We start from the raw sequence: 21,233 nt of genomic DNA, 5'->3' as shown, positions 1-21,233 counted from the left end.
TTGCATTACGATAGTTGCGAATGCCTCGCAAGAGCGAAAGTGCGAAATCGCGAGAGTGCTGCGCCGGTCCGCTCCTCCTGCTCCGGGGAGGGGAGGTGCGGTGTCACGATGACCGTTGCGGCGGATGCCGGACCGGCTGCGCGCAAGCTGATGTGCGTATGGTGAGAACGGTGGATATTTATGGAGAGCCAGGCTGTGCGCGGTTCAAGACGGCCGGCCTTTGAAGACTCGCGGCAACGGCGATCCCGTCACCCGGTGGTCTGCGAGCGCTCCCGTCTCGCCGCCGAGGGCATCGAGACCCTCCCGGAGCGGTGAAGAAAGCTCCAGACTGTCGTTCTGACGGGCTTTCCTCACGCGAACCGGGGTCCGTCCCCGGATCAAGCCTGAAGCCATGGCGCGCGAAACGCGAGAGTCTGGTTCAACTGCGTTGAATCCGATTCAACCCCGTTGAATCAGACCCGTCGCTTATCTTTCTATTTGAGCATGATCATTTCCGAAAACCGGTTACCACTTTGCGCTGGCGCGGCCCTTCGGGTCGGGATCATGCTCTACAGGCCACCGATGCGTTCAAGCTCCGCGACCAGCCGCTCCAATGCATCGGCAAGCATCGGGCCCCCGCACACCGTGAGATCTTCAGGAACGATGATCCGCCGCGATGGGGGATACATCTTTTCCAGCGCGGGGTGCAGGAGCAGCGCGCTGCCCTGGTCCTCGGCGATATTGCCGCCGTCCGATATCAGGATGAGATCCGGCCGGGCGGCGACGATGGTTTCAAGCTTGGCGAATCCGCCGTACCGAATGCCGAGGCGGTTTGCCGCGTTCGAGAGTCCGGCGACCGAGAGCAATGCGCTGGCGAGGCTGTCGGCGCCGGACACCCAGCCGCGCCGCGACAGCGCCAGCACCTGATAGCGCTTGCGCGCCGTTGCCTTCCTCGCGCGGGCGATCGCGGCGTCGAGCCGCGAGATCTGCATTTCCGCGCGATCCGGATGGCGGACGAGATCGCCCATCCGGCGAATCTGGTCCTTCACGTCCTCGACCGAATTCGCGACGTCGAATTCGTCCACGCGCATCCCTTGCTGTTTCAAGAGCTCCCGCGTCGCATGCTTGGTGTAAGGGGTGGCGACGACAACGTCGGGTCCGAGCATCAGCACGTCCTCGACCTCGCCGGAGAGCCGCCGATAGTTCCTCGCCTCGTCCGCGGCGTAGGAGCGCGCGGCATCGCGCGAATAAGGGCTGAGGCCGACGATCTGTGCGGGGTCGGCAAGCGTCATCAGAAGCTGATCGGTGCATAGATTGATCGAGGCAATGCGCGGCAGATCGGCGGCGTGCGCGGGCGCGACCATCGCGATCGCGAAGCCTAAGGCGACGGCGGCAAGATCGCCGCTTCGTGCGGCGATGCCCGCGCGGATCGCGTTGCGAAAGAGGTGCAGCCGCGAAAGCCACGACATCGCGATTACGCCTCCGCCCACGGCACCAGAACGATTTCGTGTTCATGGTCGGCACGATAGGTTCTGATGCGAAAGACCTCGGCCATGATTGCTTCCGACAGCGCGCTGGCGGGCGGTCCCTGCGACACCAGACGTCCCTCCGACATCACCAGAACAGTATCGGCGAAACGTGCCGCCAGTCCGAGATCATGCGTCACCACGATAACCAGCGTTCCGTTGTCGGCCGTTGCCCGCAGCTTGATAAGGACCTCGATCTGATAACGCGGATCGAGCGATGCGGTCGGCTCGTCGGCCAGAAGCACCGGCGCTTCCACCGCCAGCACCCGCGCCAGCGCGACCCGGCTGCGCTCGCCGCCCGACAATTCCGTCACGCGGCGATCGCTCAGATTTAGCACGTCGGCCATTTGCATCGCCCGCGCCACGGCGTCGGCGTCGTGGCCGGTCAGCCTTCCGGGATCGTATGCGCCGTGCGGGTAACGCCCGAGCGCCACCACATCCCTGGCCGGCAACGGCCAATGCACCTGGTGACCCTGCGGCAGATAGGCGAAACGGCGAGCGCGTTCTTGAAGGCTGAGGGATGAAAGCGCGTCGCCGCGGATCTCGATCCTGCCTTCGGACGGCAGCAGTCCCGCCAGCGCCCGGAGCAACGTGGTCTTGCCGGCGCCGTTCGGTCCCACCAGCGCGACAAGGCGCCTGCCCGGCAGCGTCAGCGAAATGTCGCTCAGGACAAGCCTCTTTCCGAGATGCACGGACAGCGACGACGCGACGAGAACAGCGTCCTCGCTCATGCCACCCCTCCACCCAGAGCCCGCCGCTCGCGCACGATCAAATAGAGGAAGAACGGTACGCCGATCAACGCGGTCAGGACGCCGACCTTGATATCCGAGGTCGAAGGAATGACACGCACCGCGATATCGGCTGCGAGCAGGAGCACAGCGCCGGTCAGCGCGCTCGGCACCAGCAGCCGTGAGGGGTCGTAGCCAATCAGAGGACGCATCAGATGCGGGGCCACCAGCCCGATGAAGCCGATGGCGCCTGACACCGCAACCGCGCCGCCAATCCCAAGCGCAACGCCGAGGATCGTCCATAGCCGAAGCCGGCCGACATTGACTCCCAGGCTGAGCGCGGCCTCCTCACCGAGGCTGAGCGTGCGAAACGCATGACGCTGGCTCATCAGCGTCGCAGCTCCCGCGGCGATGAACGGCAGCGCCAGCGCCACATGCCGAAAGCTGCGGTCTTCCAGCGACCCCAGCAGCCAGAATGCAATCTCCAGCGCCGCGAAAGGGTTGCTTGAAAGGTTCATGGTCAGCGACGTCGCCGCGCCGGCAAGAGCGGAGATCGCCAGCCCGGCGAGGATCAGGATCAAGAGGCTGGTGTCACGCCCCGCGATCACGAGCAGCACGAACACTGAAGTGAACGCCGCCAGGATCGCCGCCACCGGCAAGGCGAAGGAATGAATGTCGGCCCATCCCAGCGCGATCAGCAGCACCGCGCCGAACGCGGCCGCCTGCGGCGCGCCGAACAACGACGGCGACGCCAGGGGATTGCGCACGAGTCCCTGCAGGGCGGCGCCCGATAAACCGAGAATTCCGCCGATGACGATCGCGAGGATCGCGCGCGGCAAACGGATCTCCAGCACGATGATCCGCTGAACGTCGCCGCCGCCACCAAACAAGGCATGGAGGATCGTTGTCGGTGACAGCGCCACGGGTCCTATTCCCAGTGACACCAGCGTCAAGGCCGCGACACCCGCACACAACGCCAGCGTCACGATCATGCGCTGGCGGCCGGCGGCGGGCGCGATCACCATGTGACCTCGAAAGCAGGGCGAACCGCCGGTCCGGCCTGTCCGGCGGCCCATTTCAGAGAACTCATGACGCCCCCCTTTTTCCTGACCGGCTGTCTTCCTGACCCGCCGAGAGATAGCCGGGCAGCTCCTGCTCGAATTCGGGGAAGTAGCGGGAAATCACGGAAATGTCGAAGCGGGCGAGGATCGACTCCTTGGGCTCCCGGTCGAGCAGGAAGCGAAAGGCGGCCTCGATGCATCGCTCCGGCGTGTGCTTGCCGGCCGTCAGTTGCCGGCTACCGGCTTCAGACATTGTAACGCGGTGGCGGGTTTCGCCCTTTCCCTCCCGCACCACGACCTCGAAACCGAGGGGGTTGCCGTCGTCAATCCGCTGAACCTCGATCATATCCTGCTCCTGTCCCGGAGACCGCTGCTCGTTTCCTTTTCATCGTTTCGATATCGCGTCGGATCCCATCTGTCTTGAATCCTCCGAGAGATGATGCCGGAACGATAGAACTGTCGCAAAAGGCTAAATACTAAATAGCGAGATTGGCTGGTATCATTCGATAAATCAGCAGAGTCTATTTTTACGATTTTCGTTCTCGATTTCCACTTCGGGATTGAACCTCGTTGTATCAGCAGAACACGAAAGGACATCATAGGCGAAGGACACATCGGTCTCATGCCGCAAGCCGAGCAACAGCCCGAAACGCCTTCGCCGTTTGCGGCCCCGCAGGTGAGTGTTCCAAAGGGCGGCGGGGGCTATTCGCGGGCTGGGCGAGAAGTTTCGAACCAATCCGGCCAATGGCACGGCAACCCTCACCATTCCCGTTCCTCTGAGCAAGAGTCGCAGCGGATTTCAACCGGCGCTTGCTTTGTCTTACAACTCCGGCTCGGGCAACGGCCCTTTCGGGCTCGGCTGGACTCTCGGCCTTCCCTCTATTTCCAGGCGGACCGATAAGGGCGTTCCGCGCTACGTGCCTTTCGCGCGACATGCCGACAATGTCGCGGCAGCCGATGCCGCGGCGGATATCTTCCTGTTGTCGGGATCGGAAGATCTCGTTCCGGTCACCGCGGATGATGCGCCGTGGGCAGCATATCGGGAGGTGAACGGCTACTTCGTGCGAGCTTTCCGGCCTCGCATCGAAGGGACCTTTTCGCGGATCGAAAGCTGGACCCGCATCGCGGATGGCGACACTCACTGGCGCACCATATCCCCGGACAACATTCTCACGGTGTATGGTGAAACGCTGGCGTCGCGCATTGCGGATCCGGAGGATACGCAGCGGATATTCGAGTGGCTCATCTGCCGAAGCTACGATGATCGCGGAAACGCCATCGCGTACGACTACGCGGCGGAAGGTGGTGACGGCGTCGATGTCACCCGTTCGAGCGAGCGGCTCCGAGTCCGGAGCGCGAACCGGTACCTCAAACGTATCCGGTATGGAAACCGCAGGCCGGTTCTGCTCGATGTTTCATGCGACTCGGCGCGCCGCGATCATCTTCCGCAGCCGCAGATCGATCAGCAAACCGGGTGGCTGTTCGAAGTCGTGCTCGACTATGGCGACGAACCATTCGCGCATGAACCCGAGGCGGAAGGATCTGGACGGGTGCGCTGGACGGAAGCCCGGCCGCTGCCCAGGCATTTGCGTCCCGATTCATTCTCAAGAACGCGCGCCGGCTTTGAGATTCGCACGCATCGATTATGCCAGCGGATTCTGATGGCGCATCGCATGCCGGAGCGGCTCGGGACTGCGCGGACGCTCGTGCGCGACATTCAGCTCGATTACGATGCCAGATCGCTCGGCACGCGCCTGGCGCGCGTCACGCAATCCGGATACCGGCTGCTTGACGAGGGGTCGTACCGGCGCCGCTCCCTGCCTGCGCTGCTGCTGGACTATACGCCCAGTCCGCTCGCGATGCGGCGCCTCAGAAGTGGAAGGTCGAGCATCTTCCACGCGAAAGTCTCGAGAATCTTCCCGCGGGCGTCGCCGGCCATGGCTATCAGTGGACGGACCTTGATGGCGAGGGAATCGCCGGCGTGCTCGCCGAGGAATCGGGCGCCTGGTACTACAGGCCGAATCGCGGACAGGGCCGGTTCGGCCCCGTTCAGGCGGTTCGCTCCAGGCCCATCGGCGAGAGCGGCCGATCGCAACTCATCGATCTCGACTCGGACGGCCGCCTGGAGCTTGCGACGCTCGTGCAGGGCGCCGGCGGATATTTCGATCGTACCGAGGAGGGCGGCTGGACACCGTTTCGGCCGTTCCGCGCCTTTCCGCTCGTCGATTTCAGCAGTCCGAACGTTCGTCTGACCGATCTGTCGGGTGACGGGCTCGCGGACATTCTGATCCTGGATGATCAGGCGATCTCCTGGCACCCTTCTCTTGGCGATGCCGGTTTCGGCGAAGCGGTGCGCGTGCGGGTGCCGTGGAACGAGGAGCGCGGTCCGCGCGTGCTGTTCGGGCAGGCGGATCAGGCCGTGTTTCTCGCCGGCATGTCGGGCGACGGGCTGGCCGACCTCGTTCGTGTTCGCAACGGCGAGGTCTGTTACTGGCCCAATCTCGGTCATGGCCGATTCGGGGCCAAGGTCACGATGGAGGGCTCGCCCTGCTTCGACGAGGACGGCATCTTCGATGCGCGCCGGCTTCGCTTCGCCGATGTCGATGGCTCCGGGCCAACCGACATCATCTATGCCGGGCGCAAGGGCGTCCAGATCTTCCTCAATGAAAGCGGCAACGGACTGAGCGAGCCGCGCACGATTTCAGAGATGGTGCTGACCGAAGGCGTGTCGCTCGACGTCTTCGATCTCCTTGGCCACGGGACGGCTTGCCTTGTGTGGTCAACCGCGCTTGCGGGCATCGCATGGCGTCCGGTCGAGTTCATCGATCTTGCGCGCGGCGTCAAACCGCATCTGCTGGCGCGTTACGACAACCAGCTCGGTGCGGAAACCCGGCTGACTTACAAATCCTCCACGGAGTTCTATCTCGCCGATCGGGAGGCAGGGCAGCCCTGGATCACGCGCCTGCCGTTTCCGGTGCATGTCCTTGAACGGGTCGAATCGATCGACCACGTCAGCCGGAATAGATTCGTGACGCGCTTCGCATACCATCATGGTCACTACGATGGCGATGAGCGCGAGTTCCGCGGCTTCGGCATGGTCGAGCAGTGGGATACGGAACGGCTTGCGGCGTTCGATGGCGGCGGCGTGCCGACGGACAACCTCGCCGCCGGCTCGCACCTGCCCCCGGTGCACACCAGGAGCTGGTTCCACACCGGCATCCAGCTTGGGGCTTCACGCGTCTCCCGTCTGTTCGAGCGCGAGTATTTTCGCGAGCCTGGATTGACGCTCGCGGCGGCTCGCGCCGAGCTTCTCGACAACACTATAGTGCCGCCCGGATTGACGCCGGAAGAAGAGCGGGGGGCGTGCCGGTCGCTGAAAGGCGCTATGCTTCGCCAGGAGGTCTATGCGGACGATGCCGAGGGGCCGCTGGCGACGCCTGAAAGGGTCCGGCGCGCACGCACGCCTTACACCGTTACAGAACAGAGCTTCAGCATTCGGATGCTTCAGCGTCGGGGTCGCAATCGCTACGCGGTATTCTTCACGCACGAGCGTGAATCGATCACCCATCATTACGAACGCGATCCGAACGATCCGCGCCTTCAGCACAAGCTGACGCTGGAAGTGGACGACTATGGAAATGTGCTCAAGCAGGTTGCGATCGCCTATGGCCGCCGTGCCTCTCCGCTGCCGACGCCATGGGATCGCGCGCGGCAAACCTCCCCGCTGTTGACCTATGTCGAAACGCGCTTCACCAACGCCGTCACGCTGCCTGATGCCCAGCGCAATCCGCTCCCCTTTGAGACGATCACCTTCGAACTGACCGGCTATGCGCCGACGGGGGAGGAGGGTGGCCGATTCCAGGCGTCGGATTTCATCGAGCCAGATCCGGTGCGCGAAGGCCGTCTGCGCCACAAGCGGTCGGGTCCCGATCTTGCTTATGAAGCGACAGCCTCGGGAGATCAGCGGCGGCGGCCAATTGAATGGACGCGAACGCTCTATCGCCGCAACGACCTGGACGGTTTGCTGCCGCCCGGCGAAATTCAATCGCTGTGTCTGTCAGGCGAAAGTTACAAGCTCGCATTCACGCCGGGTCTTCTTGATCAAATGTTCCAGCGCCGCCTTCCGGGGCAGCGCCCTGAAGCTCTGTTGCCTGATCCCGCGGCCGTGCTGGGCGGGCGGGATGCGTCGAGCGGGGGCTACGTCGACCTCGACGGCAACGGCCACTGGTGGGCGCCCTCCGGACGCTCGTTCTTTCATGCTCAAGATGCCTCCGCCACCGATGAACTCGCGGAAGCGGCGGCTCACTTCTTCATGCCGCGTCGTTATCGCGGTCCGTTCGGCGAGGACTCGCTCGTCGATTTCGATGACTACGATCTGCTGATCACGGAGACTCGCGACGCGCTCGGCAATCGCGTGACGGTCGATAATTATGACTACCGCGTCATGCAGCCGTCCGCCGTCAGCGATGCCAACCGTAACCGGACGGAAGTCATCTTCGACACGCTCGGCATGGTCGCGGGTACCGCGGTCATGGGCAAACCGCAGCCCGCGCCGGCGGAAGGCGACACGCTGGCCGGATTCGTCGCCGATCTCGATCAAGCGCAGCTCGACGGCCTGTTCGGCGACGGCGATCCTCATGCGATCGCGGAGACGCTCCTCGCAGGAGCCACCACGCGCGTCGTCTATGACGTGGATCGTTTCAGACGCACGCGAGCGGCCTGTCCGGACGATCCGGCACGATGGGAGCCGAACTGTAGCGCGACGCTCGCTCGCGAGACCCATGGCAGCGCGCCGTTGCCGCCACAGGGCCTGAAGTGCGCACGTTCGGCGCCGAACTGCTTGCGGCGTTCGAAAAGGGAGATGCCGAGTTCCTCGCGGCGATGCGGGCGAGGCATGAGCGCCAGCTCCAGAACCTGACCGAAGACATCCGCCGCATGGAGTTTCGCGAAGCGGACTGGCAGGTTCAGGCGCTGCAAAAGTCGAAACAGTCCGCGCAGGCGAAGCGGCAATACTACGCCGACCTCATCGCGAACGGTCTCATTCCGAAAGAGCAGGGTTATCAGAACCTGACCGGCGTTTCGATGACCACGCGCGCGGCCGGCAACAGCGTGGAAGCGGTCGGTCAGGTCATGAACCTCATTCCCGACAACACCACGGGCGTCGCGGGCACCGCGTCCACGCCGGTATCGGTGTTCAAGATGCCGATCGGCACCAAGCTCGCACACGCGTTCGCCGCCGGGGCGCGCATCCTTGCCACAGCAGGGGGACGACACCTACGCGCTGATGCAACTGTCGAATGGCGACAAGCTTGATCTCACACGCGAGGAGTTCATGGCGGTCACCGGCAACGATCCGCGCCCCCCGGCGCGGTTCCGCCAGAAGTCGTCCCGGTCATGAACAACCGGAGTGGCGGCGGGCGCGATACTATCGTCACCCACCAGCTTAGAACCAATCCAGACAACTGATATTGCGAGGGAATTGTTCATTCGATAAAGCCGGGCCATGATCGCGCGAAACCTGCGCGATCGAGGGGACAAGGCTCGGCCCGTGACGTTCGATGTCCATGATCTTTTCCGGCGACACAGCAAGGAGCTGACCCGTTTCCTGCGCCGGCGCGTGCCGTCCGCGGACGTTGCCGCGGATCTGACCCAGGAAGCGTTTCTCGCGCTCTGGGCGGCGCGATCCCGCACATCCATCGCCGATGGTCATGCCTATCTGTTTCGCACGGCGACCAATCTGGCGATCAACCACAATCGCCGCCAGCGCATCCTGTCTTTTGTCGATGACCCGGACACCGCGCTTGCGACGCTCGCGGACGAAACTCCGTCGGCCGAGCAGGTTCTGTTGTCCCGGCAGGAACTGATGATCGTTTACGCGACGCTGAAGGAATTCCCGCCGGCCCATCGCGCGGTTTTCATTCTGTCACGCATCGACGGCAGGACGTTCGCTGAGATTGGCCGGATGCTCGACATCCAGCCCAGGACGGCGTTTGGTCATATGGTGCGCATCCTCGCCCGGATGAAACTGCGGCTCGATGAGGCGCGGCGTTAATTTTCCTCGAAAATCCGCCTCTCCCGATTGTCATATAAGAGAACGAGCAGGCATAGCCTCCGGCTGTCTGCGCCGTCCGGGAGATTGTTCGCATGGAACGAGGGGCAGATAGTCAGATGGCCGACGATCCCGATCATGTCCGGATTGTCGAGGAGGCGGCCGTCTGGTTCGCCACGATGCACGACGGCAAGCCTTCCGCTGCCGACACGAAGGCGTTGAAGGCGTGGCTCGCGGCCGATCCGCGCCACGTCAGGGCCTATGCGGATATCGACAGGCTGTGGACGGGCGCGATCGAGCTTCCGGGCATGAAGGACCGCCACCGCGCCGCGCGCAAGGCAGTAACGCGCCGCAGGTTCGGCGAGGCGGTCGTCATCGGCGCTGTCGGCCTCGGGGCGTGGCGATACCTCGCGAGCCATCCGTTCGCCGACTACCGGACCGCGACCGGCGAACGGCGCACCGTGAATCTCGCCGACGGATCGACCGTCGATCTTGCGGCCGAAACCAAGCTTTCACTGGCTTTCACGCGCGAGCGGCGAGGCCTCACGCTCCACGAAGGCGAGGCCTTTTTCACGGTGGCGAAAGACGCGGGGCGGCCGTTCGTCGTCGAGGCCGGTGAGGGGCGCACGACCGCGCTCGGCACGGCGTTCGGCGTTGATTATCGGGATGACAGCGCGACCGTGATCGTGACGGACAGCACCGTCGATGTCGCGCTTGGCGAGGAGTCCGCCCGGGTTTCCGCCGGCTCGCTGGTCACCTATGACAGCCGCCATATCGGAGAACTCCGGCAGTCGGAAACCGGCACCGAACTCGCGTGGCGGGAGGGACGGCTGGTGTTCACGCAGGCGCCCCTCGGACAGGCCGTGCAGGCGCTCAACCGCTGGCGCTCGGGGCGCATTGTCGTCATGAGCACCTCGCTCGCGCAGCGCCCCATTACGCTCATCGTCAACCTCAACCGCACCGAGACGATCGTGGCGCAACTCGCCGAGGAGGTGCCGATCCGGATTGTGGCCGCCACGCCATACCTGACGCTGTTGTTTCCGGCCGGCTGATTTTTTTCACGTCATGTCGCAAAATTCCGGAGCCCCGATTGTCTGACTCTGTAACCGCGCTCCGGCGTCTCTGCCGGGGCCTGTGTATGGGGGCTTAAAGGGTATGAGAAGCGGGGCGGAGAGAAGGCTGGTCACGGAAGCATGGGCTGACGCCTCGAACGGGTGCGCGATTGTTCTGCTTCTATCGACGGTCCTGACGACAGGCATGGTCGGCGTCGCGAACGCGCAGACGCCGGGATCGAGCGCGCCTGTCGCGGCCCCGGCGGCGCGTAGTGCAAGTTATAGCTTCTCCATTCCTCCCCAGCCGCTCGCCGGCGCGATCTCGGCTTTCTCCCGTGTCACCGGCATCGATGTCGTCGGCGACGGCGGCATCGGGCGCGGCGTCGGGTCGCCCGGCGTAGCCGGCAATCTCACGCCCCATCAGGCGCTGACCCGCCTTCTGGCGGGAACGGGTCTCAGCTACCGTTTTACCAATGCCTCAACCGTTGCAATCCAGCGGCCGAATGCGGGCGGCGGTATCGGCGCGGCTCCATCAGGCTCGATCTCGCTCGATACGATCGATGTGCAGGGCGAGACCGCCTGGGGTCCGGTGAACGGTTTTGTCGCCAGCCGCAGCGCCACCGCTACTAAAACCGATACGCCGATCATCGAGGTGCCGCAGTCGATTTCGGTGGTGACGCAAGACCAGATGCAAACCCGGCAAGCTCAGTCCGTGAACGAGACGCTCAACTATACGCCGGGCGTTCTTGCCGGGAGCAACGGAAATCAGTTCAATTCTACCGGTGCCCAGATCCGTGGTTTCAATGCTAGCCCGACGTCAGGATCGCTCTACTTAAACGGGCTGCGCTCCATCAACGTCGGCGACATTGATCCCTACGCGCTGGAGCGCGTCGAGGTGATGCGCGGGCCTGCCTCGGTTCTCTATGGGCAGAATGAACCGGGCGGTGTAATCGGTCTCGTCACCAAGCGTCCGACTGAACGACCCTTTCACGAAGTAAGGCTTCAGGGCGGGAGCTTCGGTCAGAGGGGTGGCGGTTTCGACTTCGGCGGCCCGGTGACGGAGGACAGATCGCTGCTCTATCGCTTCACCGGCCTGATGCGCGAAGGCGGCAACGGCATCGACTTTTCGAATGACCGGCGCGCGCTTCTTTCAGGCGCCGTGACGTGGCGTCCGACGGACGTGACCGAGCTTAACGCTTTCGCCATGCATCAAAGAGACGACAGCAAATGGAACTATGGCCTTCCTGCGCGGGGTACGGCGCTGCCGAATCCGAACGGGCGAATCCCGATCACACGTTACATCGGAGAGCCTGCCTTCGACTACAGCAACACGGAGACGACCGCCATCGGGTACAATTTTCAGCATCGCGCCACCGACAGCCTCGTCTTCAGGCAAAATCTTCAATACTCGCATGAGATTTGGGATTATCGTGACGTCGCGCCGGTGGGCCTGCAGGCCGATTTGCGCACGCTTGACCGTAGTGCTTCCAGAGTCCGCTATGGTTGGGACACGTTCGCGGTCGACAACCACGCCGAGTTGAAAGCGACCACCGGCGTGCTGCACCACACCGTGCTGTTCGGTGTTGACTATCGAATGCGCAAAAGCACCCAGCAAGGCACATGGGACGGCGTCGTCGGTCCGATCGATGTCTTTGCTCCCGTCTACGGGTCGCCTGTTTTCATGCCGGCTGACAATTTTGGTTCTGTGCAAACCCAAAATCTCACCGGTATCTACCTTCAGGATCAGATCAAGCTCGAGAGATGGATCCTGACTCTCGGCGGTCGCCACGACTGGGTGGACACCAGAACCGTTGGCATTTTTAATAACGCAGTCAACAATCAGAACAGTAGCGCTTTCACCAAGCGGGCCGGGCTCGGCTACGAGTTCGACAGCGGCATGGTCCCTTACATCAGCTACTCCGAGTCCTTCGTGCCCACGTCCGGAACGACGTTCGACGGGACACCGTTCAAGCCGACCACCGGTATACAGCACGAGGCCGGTATCAAGTTCCAGCCAAAGGACACGAACTTGCGGATGACCGCCGCTGTTTACGATCTTCGGCGTCAGAATGTAACGACGATAGACCCGGCGCATCCGGGTTTTTCAATCCAGATCGGCGAGGTCACCTCACGTGGCTTCGAGTTCGAAGCGGTCGCCAGTCTGACCAGCAATCTCAACCTGACCGCGGCCTATGCCTATAACGACGCGCGGGTCACCAGGAGTAACGGCGCCGACCTCGGCAAGCGACCGTTTCGATCGCCGCCGCATCTCGCCTCGCTCTGGGCCGACTACACCATCCGCGAGGGTGCGCTAAACGGCCTCGGCTTCGGCGGCGGCATACACTATGTCTCGGCCAGCGTCGGCGACGCTCTCAACACGTTCTATGCACCGGCCTATACGGTGGTGGATGCGATGATCCGCTACGACATCGACAACTGGCGTTTCTCCGTCAACGCAACCAACCTGTTTGACACGCAGTATGTCGCGGCATGTTTCTTTATCGATCAATGCAACGTCGGGCGCGTGCGCACCGTGCTCGGCAGGGTGAGCTATCGCTGGTAGCTCGCCGTCATTGCCGGACTTGATCCGGCAATCCATACTTCTTCCAAAAGATGGACCCGCGTCTCCGGCCATCCACGATAAGCCTGCGATAAACCCGCCAGCACAGGTGCTCAACGATCTCTCGGGGAACCAGCGGCCGCTCGCCGCGGTTCCCTCATGTCCGCATTCTCGCCGCGATTGCCGTGCACCACGCTCCCATCGTGGGGACACCTGCACATTGCCGCATCACATTCACCAGCCGCCACTCGCCTGCCGCCGCGCCGTGTTGCGCGCGTTCGCGGGCGCGGCCTGTACATTGACTCTCGGCGCGTCCGTCGGCGGCTGCACCAGCGCGGCTCTCTCCTCCGGCGGGGCGAGCTTCGATGCCGCCGAACTCACCGCCAATCCGACGCTTCTGGTCGCCACCACACGCAAGCCCGTGGACGGCGCGCGCGCCAAGCCCTGGTATGGGTCCGAGCGAGCCGGGCGGCTGCACGTCGCACGCGCCAGGCTCACACCGCCAGGCGAGGGACGATTCTCACTCAGCGCCGTCGGGCTCGGCGACTGGCGTCTGGACGCGATCGAGCCGACCAGCCAGATCGGCGACCTCTATGCCGAGCCGGGCGGAACCCGTGACGTGCTGATCTACGTTCACGGCTTCAACCAGACCTTTGAAAGCGCGGCGCTCGACGCCGCCCGGATCTCCGAAGGCATCCGCTTTCGCGGCGAGACCATGGTGTTCTCCTGGCCGTCGAGGGCGAGCCTGCTCGACTACGTCTACGACCGGGAGAGCGCGATGTGGTCGCGCGACGCGCTTGATCAGGTCGTGACCGGTCTGATGGCGAGCCCGATCACCGGCCGCATCCACATCGTCGCGCATTCGGTCGGCACCATGCTGACGATGGAGGCGCTGCGCCAGATCTGCGCGCGGCAGCCGGCGGCAGGCGATCGCATCGGGGCCGTCATTTTCGCCTCGCCCGACATCGACATCGATGTCTTCACCTCCTCGGTTGCGCGCGTCGGTCCGCTCGCCAGGAAGATCACGGTCGTCACCGCGACCAACGATCGCGCATTGGCCCTCTCCGGTTTCCTGGCCGGCGGCGTCACGCGCGTCGGCGCCGCCGAAAAAGCCAAGCTTGAGCGGCTTGGGCTGCGCGTCATCGACGCCTCGGCGCAGGGATGGGGCATTATCAACCACGACCTGTTCCTGTCCAACGCGAAGGTTCGCCAGGTGATCCGACGCTCCATTGACGGCCAGCCGGTCGACGGGGCCTGAAGGCGCAATCCTGACCGCTTGCAACAGCGCATGAACATCGTCGCCGGGCGACAGCGGCTTGCGGTCTTTCGAAGCTCGTGAGTTCATTGCATCCGAAACGGAGACGAAGACGGTTAAGTCAAGAGCTTTACGTTGAAGAGCTCGCGCCATAGCGTTGCGAAGCGGAATCCGGTTCGCGTGAAGAAGACGCGTCAAGACACAAAGACTCTGGCGATCACTTCATCATTCATCCGATCCATAAGTCGACGAGTTGACACTTTGCATGCGTAATGCGCAGGGGTGCCCTGAAGCGAGCGTGGGAAGTCAATCAGGCGATGTATTGTAAGATATACATTCCCTTTGACGGAAGGAAACTCGCTGGAAGGCTGGCGGCTTGCGTCATGACTCGTCGTTCGGGCGATTGTCTGTCCGGATGATCGATGCATGGGGAAAGGGAAGTCAGGAAGAAAAGAAAATGATGACAGATGCCGATAAGGTAGAGTTCGGAAATCGCCTTGCGAAACTTGTCGCCGACAAGCATTGGACCGATGTGGAGTTCGCCCGCGAAGCATCGAAGCGGTTTCGCGGCCCCCATGATTTCCGCCGCTGCGATATCTCGCTCTACATGCGCGGAATCCGGTTTCCGGATCCTTCACGCCTGAAGGCGATCTGTGAAACACTCGGCGTCGAGGAGAAGGCGCTGAAGGGCGACGCTCACGTCGGCGTCAAGCACTAAGATCGCGCTCGCTTCTGATTGAATCAGAAGCGAAGCTCTTGAGTGTTGTTCTGAGACGTTTTCTTTCGGCGGACCGCGCTCGTCCCGGATCGACTCCGAGGACACGCTTCGCTTGATCGCGCTATAGCCTGAATCACAACCCCGCTTCGGCGGGGTTTTTCTTTGGGCATGATCCAAGTTGAATCGGATCATGCGGAAGCTGGAGCAGGATCCCGACCCGAAGGGCCGCGCCAGCGCAAAGTGGAAACCGGCTTTCGGAAAAGATCATGCTCGAACATTCTCTAGCGACTGGCCGCATTTTCTCGCGGCGAAGCGGAATCCGCTTTGCCGGAAATGCTCCAGACGCTGTTCGCAAGAAGTTCGCGCTCTCCCGCAAGGAGGCGGAACGCATCGTCGGACCCGCCGGAGCGTGATTCCGGCTCGCCGCGGCACGGCGGAACTGTGCTAAGGATCACCGGTCGCCGCGAAGGGCGAGGGACGGCTCCAGCCCCGCGGGAGAGGGGGATGGAGGGTAACGAGGAGAGGGGGAGCGCTTTCGTCCACATCTTTCGGCTCAAGACATTGAAATCGATCATCTTTTTTTGGGCGTATTCGATCGGGATCGTGAGCGTGATCTAAAGGGTGCCATCGGCGAGGCCGTCGACCGCGGCCGCCGAGCGGAGACATGGATGAACGAGGCAGAGAACAACAGCCGGTCACCTCGCAGGGGGCTTTTCGTCAAGTACGTCATGTCGCTTGTCGGCCTGGTGCTGTTCGTCCTCGCCGTCAACGGCGCGCTCGAGATCTGGATCAGCTACAATCAGACCAAAACCGCGCTTGTTCAGGCGATGTCGGAGAAGGCCGATGCGGCGGCGCACCGCATCTCGCAGGCGATGGTGGATCTGGAGCGTCAGGTCAGCTGGGTCACGCGCGCCAGCGTCGTCACAGTCGAGCAACGACGCGCCGATTACGCCGAACTACTGAACCAGGTCCCGGCCGTCGATCGTATCTTTCAGCTCGACGGATCGGGCCGCGAGCAACTCCGTCTGTCTCGCCGCTCCGTTCTGGTCGGCAGCGGGGCTGATTTCTCCCGCGACGCGAGGTTCACCCGGACCATAGCGCAGGGCGTGACATACGCGCCGGTGTTCTTCCGCGATCGACGGCCATTCATGTCGATCGCCGTCGCTCATGCGGGACGGGACGCGGGCGCATCGGTGGCGGAAGTCGATCTTCGCTTTCTGTCCGGATATGTCGACGATGCGCAGGGCGGCAAGGCGGGCTCTGCCTACGTCGTGGACGCGAGCGGCATCCTGCTCGCCTCGTCCGACAAGACAACACATCCCGGCGAGAATCTTTCTTCACGGCCGCAGGTCGCGTCCTTGCTGAATGCCGGACACGGGTCTTCGGCATCGGGCACGAACAATCAAGGTCAGGCGGTGCTGACTGCATCGAGCCCGGTCTCCACGCTTCGCTGGTTTGTGGTGCTTGAACAACCCGCAAGTCTCGCTTTCGCGCCGATCCTCGATCTCCTGATACGCATCGGAATCCTTGTCGCGTTCGGACTCGTGGTCGCGATCATCGCCGGCATGCTGCTGGCGCGCCGGATGCTGGTCCCGATCCAGGCGCTCAGCGGGGGCGCGCGGCGCCTCGGCGCCGGCGACTTCGGGCACCGCATCGACATCAAGACTGGCGACGAGCTTGAGCAGCTCGCGGAGCGGTTCAACAGCATGGCCGGGCAGCTTCAGGAGACCTATTCGGACCTCGAGCTGAAGGTCAAGGAACGCACGCGCGATCTGGCGCAGTCCGTGAACGAACTCAAGGTGCTCGAGGAAGTCGGCCGCGCCGTCGTATCGTCGCTGGATCTCGAGGCGGTTCTCTCGACCGTCGCCGCCCGTGCCCTGGAGATCACGAAAGCGGACGCCGTGCTGATCTACGGTTTCGATGCCGGTAGCCGGCGTTTCGATCTTGTCCAGGCCAGCGGCATCGAGAAATCGGCGCCCGGCGACCACCTCGTCATCGGTTCGGACGACAGCTTGTTGGGCGCGGCCGCGGCGAACGGCCAGTCGATCGCGATTGAGGATCTTGCATCGGCCGAGGCGAATCCGCTCAACGAGGTCGCCGCCTCGGCCGGCTTCCGTTCCGTTCTGGTGGTCCCGCTCGTGGACCAGCAGGGCGTCCTTGGCTCGCTCATCATGCTGCGACGGAGCGCGGGCGCGTTCTCGCCGAACCTGGTCGGACTGATGCAGACGTTCGCCCATCAGGCGGCATCGGCGATGCGCAATGCCAGGCTGTTTCATGAGGTCGATCGAAAGGGTAAGGAGCTTGCCATTGCGCACGGCGTGGTCCAGCAACAGGCCGACAAGCTCCAGGAGCAGACCTATCGGCTGCTCAACTGGAACAGGTCGCTTGAGGAGCGGGTCGAGGCGCAACTCGGCGAGATCGAACGGATCCGCAGGCTGGAACGCTTCCTCGCGCCACAGGTCGCGCAGATCGTCGCCTCGTCCGATGGACAGAATTCGCTGCTCGACAGCCATCGCGGCGAAGTGACGGTGGTGTTCTGCGATCTGCGCGGTTTCACGGCCTTCACCGAAAGCTCGGAACCGGAAGAAGCGATGAACGTGCTGCGGGAATATCACGCGGCGCTCGGTGAACTGATCTTCAAGTATGAAGGCACGCTGGACCGCTACGCGGGCGACGGCGTGATGGTCCTGTTCAACGCTCCGGTTCCGGTTCCGGATCACACCCCCCGCGCCATCAGGATGGCGGTCGAAATGCGCGATGCCATCGGCTTGCTGTCGCAGAAATGGCGAAGCCGCGGTCACAGTCTCGGCTTCAGCGTCGGGATCGCCGTCGGCTACGCCACGCTGGGCCAGGTCGGGTTCGAGCGCCGGCTTGAATATGCGGCGATCGGCAGCGTGACCAATCTCGCCTCGCGCCTTTGCGATGAAGCCAAAGCGGGCCAGATCGTGGTCAATCAGCGCGCCTATGGCATGGTCGAACACCTCGTCGAGGCGGCTGAACTGGCGCCGATGGTCCTGAAAGGCTTTCACCATCCGATTGTGGCGGTTGAGATTCATCGCTGGCGCGATCCCGCCGAGGGCGGGTCCGTCCGCTCCGCCGCGGGCCGCACGGCATGAACCATCCTTGCTTTAATCCTTGTGAAGCGTTCGATCGTGCCGGTTGTTGAAACGCGGTTCGGGCTTGACTATAGCGTTCTCAAGCGAAGCGGATCGCGTTCTCGCCGCGATCTTCCCGGAAAGAGTGTTGTCAATGTCCACGAAATTGCTGGGAGGTCGCCACATTGCAACGCGGGGTCTCGCGCTCGCCGCTGTATGGGTGACAGCCCTCGTCGCTCCTGCGGGGGTGTTGGCGGACGAACAGGATATCCCGAACGCCGCCGCTGTCAGCGTCCTGAAAGCCACAAGGTTCTGCTTCTCGGCGAGCGTTCAGGTCACGGGGATACTGATCCCGAGGAACGAGACGGCGGTGCGGCCGGAGCGGCCGGGCTTGAAGGTCGCCGAGATCCTCGCGGAGCCGGGACAGAGCGTGACCGCCGGGCAGGCGCTTGCCCGACTGACGCGCCCCGAAGGCGGAACGACCCAGATTTCGTCCCCGGTGGCCGGGTTGGTCAGCCGCTCGTCCGCCGGGATCGGAGCGGTGGCGTCGGGCAAGGGCGAGGCGCTGTTCAGTATCGTCACCGGCAACGAGTTCGATCTGGTGGGGCAGGTGCCGAGCGGCGATCTGGCGAAACTCGCGGTCGGTCAGGCCGCTAAAGTCATGGCGGTCGGGGCCGATGAAATGGACGGCAAGGTCCGGCTGATCGCGCCGACGGTCGAACCGAACAGCCAGCTCGGGCAGGTCTTCATCTCCGTCGATCCCAGCAAGCACCTGTTGGTCAATGCGTTTGGCCGCGCCATCATCAAGACCGGCGAAAGCTGCGGCATCGCGGTGCCGTTGACGGCGATCCTGTATGGGAGCGCGGGCGCGGTGGTTCAGGTGGTCCGGCGCCAGCGGGTTGAAACGCGGCACGTCGAGGTCGGATTGCTGTCAGGAGGACAGGTTGAGATCCGGGAGGGGCTGTCGGAAGGCGACGTCGTGGTGGCGCGTGCCGGCGCCTTGCTGCGCGAAGGCGATCCGGTCAGGCCGATCGCCCTGGAAGAGAGCGCGGCCCGTTAGGTCGGATCGACATTCAGGATTCCCAGGCGGTCTGATCGCTGATTCATAGGGTTCCGTGATTCTGACACGGAGCTGCACGATGGGGATCAAGCGGTATGAGCTGAGCGATCATCAGTGGGCGAAGATTGCACCGTTGCTGCCAGGCAAGGCCTCTGATCCGGGACGGACGGGATCGGATAATCGGTTGTTTGTGAACGGCTGCCTGTGGGTGCTGCGATCCGGCGCGCACTGGTGTGACCTGCCGGAGCGCTATGGTCGCTGGAAGACGGTGCATCGGCGGTTCAGCAGGTGGTGCCATGCCGGTGTGTGGGAACGGGTGTTCTCCACCCTGACAGCCGATCGCGACAACCAGTATCTGATGCTCGACTCAACCATCGTTCGAGCCCATCAGCAGGCGGCTACCGGAAAAGGGGGGCCAAGGATCAGGCGCTGGGGCGTTCCCGAGGTGGACTGACCACCAAGGTCCACATGCTCGCCGATGCGCTGGGCCGACCCTTGCGTTTCATCGTCACCGCCGGGCAGGTCGGAGACATCACACAAGCCCCCGCGCTGCTCGAAGCCCAGGCCGGGGACGCCGTGCTGGCCGACAAGGCTTATGACAGCAACGCCTTGCGTGCACTCATCGCCGGCATGGGCGCCGAAGCGGTGATCCCCTCAAACAGGACGCGCAAAATCATCATCCCGCATGACGCCGGTCTCTACAAGCACCGCAACCGCATCGAGCGCTGCTTCAACCGTCTCAAGCACTTCCGCCGTTTCGCCACCCGCTACGACAGGCGAACCGTTCACTTCACGGGCTTCGTTCACCTGGCCGCAGCCCTGATCTGGCTGCCGTGAATGTCGATCCGGCCTAGAGCGTTTTCAAGCGAAGTGGAAACGGTTCCCACTTCGCGCTGGCGCGGTCCTTCGGGTCGGGATCATGCTTTAGAGCATGATCCGATCAAGCTGAATCGGACCATGCTCTAGAAATGGTTGTCTGGTCGCATTTTCTTGCGGCGAACAGGTCATCCACTTCGCCGGAAAATGCTCTAATCGATAGCCGCCGTGTCCTTGCGGGAGGCCGCTGCCGTATCAGGCTTGAACGGCACATCCTGAACCAGCGAGGACGACACGGTCGGGACCTGCTTCCCTTCGCTCGCCCGCGAAACCGCCGCGCGCGTCCTGCTGAAAACCGTTTCGGCATCCCTGTCCGGCTGACCGAAACTCTTGAGCAGTTCAACCATCAACGGGCTGTATTGTCCGCCTGACTCATCGACGACCCGTCCCGGCGTCGCCGATGACAGGATCAGCGCGTTATCCGGTACGTTGATCGGCGCAAGACCGTGTGAGTAGGAGCGAAAGCGCCGCTCATACGGGTTGCGCCGCGAGGCGTCGATCACGGCGAGCTTGACCTTGGCGGCGTGCTCCTTCATCGCGCGGAGGACGGTTTCGATGGAGAGCCCGTCGCGCCGAACGTCGGATTCCCTCCAGATCCGCGCGTCGACCGGGATCATGTAGCTCTCGCGGCCCGACTGAATGCCGAAACCGCTGAAGAACAGCAGCGCCGTCGTATCCGGACCGATCTTCGCTTGAAGCCGGCGGACCGCGCGATGCATATCCTCCTTGTCGGCGTCCTCGACCATGATGACGTCAAAGCCGTCGCGCCGCAGAACCGCTGCGAATGCCCGAGCATCATTGATGGACTGCCTCAACGGCTGGTTTGCATCGGGATAGTGCCCATTGCCGATGACCAGCGCGACCCGCGCGCGCTTGACCGCGATGCTGCCGGTCGTGTCCTCGGCTTCCAGGGCCTTCGCGACCTCCAGGCTGCGCTTGTTGAGGGCCGCATGGGCCCCGATCGCCAGCGAGACCATCCCGACGAGGACAGCGGCTAACATGACCGACCGGTGGGAAACGCGAAACTGACCCAACGTCATCCTGATCGATTCCTGGTCCGGTTCGAGAGCGCGACAGGAGCCGCGCCACCGTCCGTTTGGTTTGAGAGAGCGCCCGCTTGTCGCGGTCAAATGCGCTGGTTTTGCGGCGCCGCAGCATAAAGACGATTTTGCACCGCTGATGGCCCAATGAGCAACATGAAACCTTTATTTATCGGTAACACAATTGGTTAAGCGTATGCACGGGAACCGGGGCGGTCGCCGAAAGAAGTGCGA

Annotated in this window: 15 protein-coding genes and 1 pseudogene; 11 read left to right on the top strand and 5 right to left on the bottom strand. The window is 63.3% G+C overall.

What is annotated here, in order from left to right:
• Positions 1-548: 548 nt before the first annotated feature.
• From NWI_RS15875 to NWI_RS15860, 4 genes are all read right to left on the bottom strand, one after another.
• Positions 549-1,448: an ABC transporter substrate-binding protein gene (locus NWI_RS15875; RefSeq protein ID WP_011316215.1), complete on the bottom strand. Its 900-nt coding sequence runs from the start codon at positions 1,446-1,448 to the stop codon at positions 549-551.
• Between the two features lie 5 nt (positions 1,449-1,453).
• Positions 1,454-2,236 (bottom strand): ABC transporter ATP-binding protein, encoded by a 783-nt coding sequence (locus NWI_RS15870; RefSeq protein WP_011316214.1) that lies wholly within the window; start codon positions 2,234-2,236, stop codon positions 1,454-1,456.
• Entirely contained in the window at positions 2,233-3,258 is a 1,026-nt protein-coding gene (locus tag NWI_RS15865) for a FecCD family ABC transporter permease (RefSeq protein WP_049750596.1), read from the bottom strand. Before NWI_RS15865 ends, NWI_RS15870 begins: the two co-directional genes overlap by 4 nt.
• 61 nt (positions 3,259-3,319) lie before the next feature.
• Complete coding sequence (locus tag NWI_RS15860; protein WP_011316212.1) at positions 3,320-3,640, bottom strand: hypothetical protein; 321 nt, start codon at positions 3,638-3,640, stop codon at positions 3,320-3,322.
• 334 nt (positions 3,641-3,974) lie between these two features.
• Here NWI_RS15860 and NWI_RS18390 point away from each other — a divergent pair.
• The 11 genes and pseudogenes from NWI_RS18390 to NWI_RS17265 form a co-directional block, all read left to right on the top strand.
• Positions 3,975-4,958: pseudogene (locus NWI_RS18390) on the top strand (SpvB/TcaC N-terminal domain-containing protein); the annotation flags it as partial.
• Positions 4,959-5,275: 317 nt separating this feature from the next.
• The gene (locus NWI_RS16525) at positions 5,276-8,212 is read left to right on the top strand and encodes a toxin TcdB middle/C-terminal domain-containing protein (protein ID WP_187147994.1); all 2,937 of its coding nucleotides are present in this window, start codon (positions 5,276-5,278) and stop codon (positions 8,210-8,212) included.
• Positions 8,176-8,607 carry a hypothetical protein gene (locus NWI_RS15850; protein ID WP_041345214.1) on the top strand — a complete coding sequence of 144 codons (432 nt, stop codon included), beginning with the start codon at positions 8,176-8,178 and terminating at the stop codon, positions 8,605-8,607. The genes NWI_RS16525 and NWI_RS15850 overlap by 37 nt, the downstream gene beginning before the upstream one ends.
• Positions 8,608-8,797: 190 nt before the next feature.
• Positions 8,798-9,346 carry an RNA polymerase sigma factor gene (locus NWI_RS15845; protein WP_011316211.1) on the top strand — a complete coding sequence of 183 codons (549 nt, stop codon included), beginning with the start codon at positions 8,798-8,800 and terminating at the stop codon, positions 9,344-9,346.
• A gap of 116 nt (positions 9,347-9,462) precedes the next feature.
• The gene (locus NWI_RS15840; protein WP_244374940.1) at positions 9,463-10,395 is read left to right on the top strand and encodes a FecR family protein; all 933 of its coding nucleotides are present in this window, start codon (positions 9,463-9,465) and stop codon (positions 10,393-10,395) included.
• A 103-nt stretch (positions 10,396-10,498) separates the two neighbouring features.
• The gene (locus tag NWI_RS15835; protein WP_011316209.1) at positions 10,499-12,958 is read left to right on the top strand and encodes a TonB-dependent siderophore receptor; all 2,460 of its coding nucleotides are present in this window, start codon (positions 10,499-10,501) and stop codon (positions 12,956-12,958) included.
• 217 nt (positions 12,959-13,175) lie between these two features.
• Positions 13,176-14,213: an alpha/beta hydrolase gene (locus tag NWI_RS15830; protein ID WP_011316208.1), complete on the top strand. Its 1,038-nt coding sequence runs from the start codon at positions 13,176-13,178 to the stop codon at positions 14,211-14,213.
• A gap of 454 nt (positions 14,214-14,667) precedes the next feature.
• Complete coding sequence (locus NWI_RS15825) at positions 14,668-14,928, top strand: helix-turn-helix domain-containing protein (RefSeq protein ID WP_011316207.1); 261 nt, start codon at positions 14,668-14,670, stop codon at positions 14,926-14,928.
• 668 nt (positions 14,929-15,596) lie between these two features.
• Positions 15,597-18,044 (top strand): adenylate/guanylate cyclase domain-containing protein, encoded by a 2,448-nt coding sequence (locus NWI_RS15820; protein WP_011316206.1) that lies wholly within the window; start codon positions 15,597-15,599, stop codon positions 18,042-18,044.
• A gap of 133 nt (positions 18,045-18,177) precedes the next feature.
• On the top strand, positions 18,178-19,083 hold the full coding sequence (locus tag NWI_RS15815; RefSeq protein WP_011316205.1) for an efflux RND transporter periplasmic adaptor subunit: 906 nt from the start codon (positions 18,178-18,180) through the stop codon (positions 19,081-19,083).
• Positions 19,084-19,168: 85 nt separating this feature from the next.
• A protein-coding gene (locus tag NWI_RS17265) for an IS5 family transposase (protein ID WP_430691788.1) occupies positions 19,169-19,920 on the top strand; the annotation gives its coding sequence in 2 pieces (ribosomal slippage) (positions 19,169-19,499 and positions 19,499-19,920; 753 coding nt in all).
• A 191-nt stretch (positions 19,921-20,111) separates the two neighbouring features.
• Here the strand turns inward: NWI_RS17265 and NWI_RS15800 are convergent.
• Positions 20,112-20,999: a caspase family protein gene (locus tag NWI_RS15800; RefSeq protein WP_011316204.1), complete on the bottom strand. Its 888-nt coding sequence runs from the start codon at positions 20,997-20,999 to the stop codon at positions 20,112-20,114.
• Positions 21,000-21,233: the final 234 nt, after the last annotated feature.

The sequence above is a fragment of the Nitrobacter winogradskyi Nb-255 genome, assembly GCF_000012725.1.
Taxonomy (GTDB): domain Bacteria; phylum Pseudomonadota; class Alphaproteobacteria; order Rhizobiales; family Xanthobacteraceae; genus Nitrobacter; species Nitrobacter winogradskyi.
Note: the sequence above shows the minus strand (reverse complement) of the source record. Positions and strands in the feature narration are given on the sequence as shown.

Excerpts from the sequence above, each read along its gene's own strand:
- NWI_RS15840 (WP_244374940.1), top strand. The coding sequence starts at position 9,463 with ATGGCCGACGATCCCGATCATGTCCGGATTGTCGAGGAGGCGGCCGTC.
- NWI_RS15875 (WP_011316215.1), bottom strand. The coding sequence starts at position 1,448 with ATGTCGTGGCTTTCGCGGCTGCACCTCTTTCGCAACGCGATCCGCGCG.
- NWI_RS15870 (WP_011316214.1), bottom strand. The coding sequence starts at position 2,236 with ATGAGCGAGGACGCTGTTCTCGTCGCGTCGTCGCTGTCCGTGCATCTC.
- NWI_RS15825 (WP_011316207.1), top strand. The coding sequence starts at position 14,668 with ATGATGACAGATGCCGATAAGGTAGAGTTCGGAAATCGCCTTGCGAAA.
- NWI_RS15835 (WP_011316209.1), top strand. The coding sequence starts at position 10,499 with ATGAGAAGCGGGGCGGAGAGAAGGCTGGTCACGGAAGCATGGGCTGAC.
- NWI_RS15845 (WP_011316211.1), top strand. The coding sequence starts at position 8,798 with ATGATCGCGCGAAACCTGCGCGATCGAGGGGACAAGGCTCGGCCCGTG.
- NWI_RS15850 (WP_041345214.1), top strand. The coding sequence starts at position 8,176 with ATGCGGGCGAGGCATGAGCGCCAGCTCCAGAACCTGACCGAAGACATC.
- NWI_RS15800 (WP_011316204.1), bottom strand. The coding sequence starts at position 20,999 with ATGACGTTGGGTCAGTTTCGCGTTTCCCACCGGTCGGTCATGTTAGCC.
- NWI_RS15865 (WP_049750596.1), bottom strand. The coding sequence starts at position 3,258 with ATGGTGATCGCGCCCGCCGCCGGCCGCCAGCGCATGATCGTGACGCTG.
- NWI_RS15820 (WP_011316206.1), top strand. The coding sequence starts at position 15,597 with ATGAACGAGGCAGAGAACAACAGCCGGTCACCTCGCAGGGGGCTTTTC.
- NWI_RS15815 (WP_011316205.1), top strand. The coding sequence starts at position 18,178 with ATGTCCACGAAATTGCTGGGAGGTCGCCACATTGCAACGCGGGGTCTC.
- NWI_RS15860 (WP_011316212.1), bottom strand. The coding sequence starts at position 3,640 with ATGATCGAGGTTCAGCGGATTGACGACGGCAACCCCCTCGGTTTCGAG.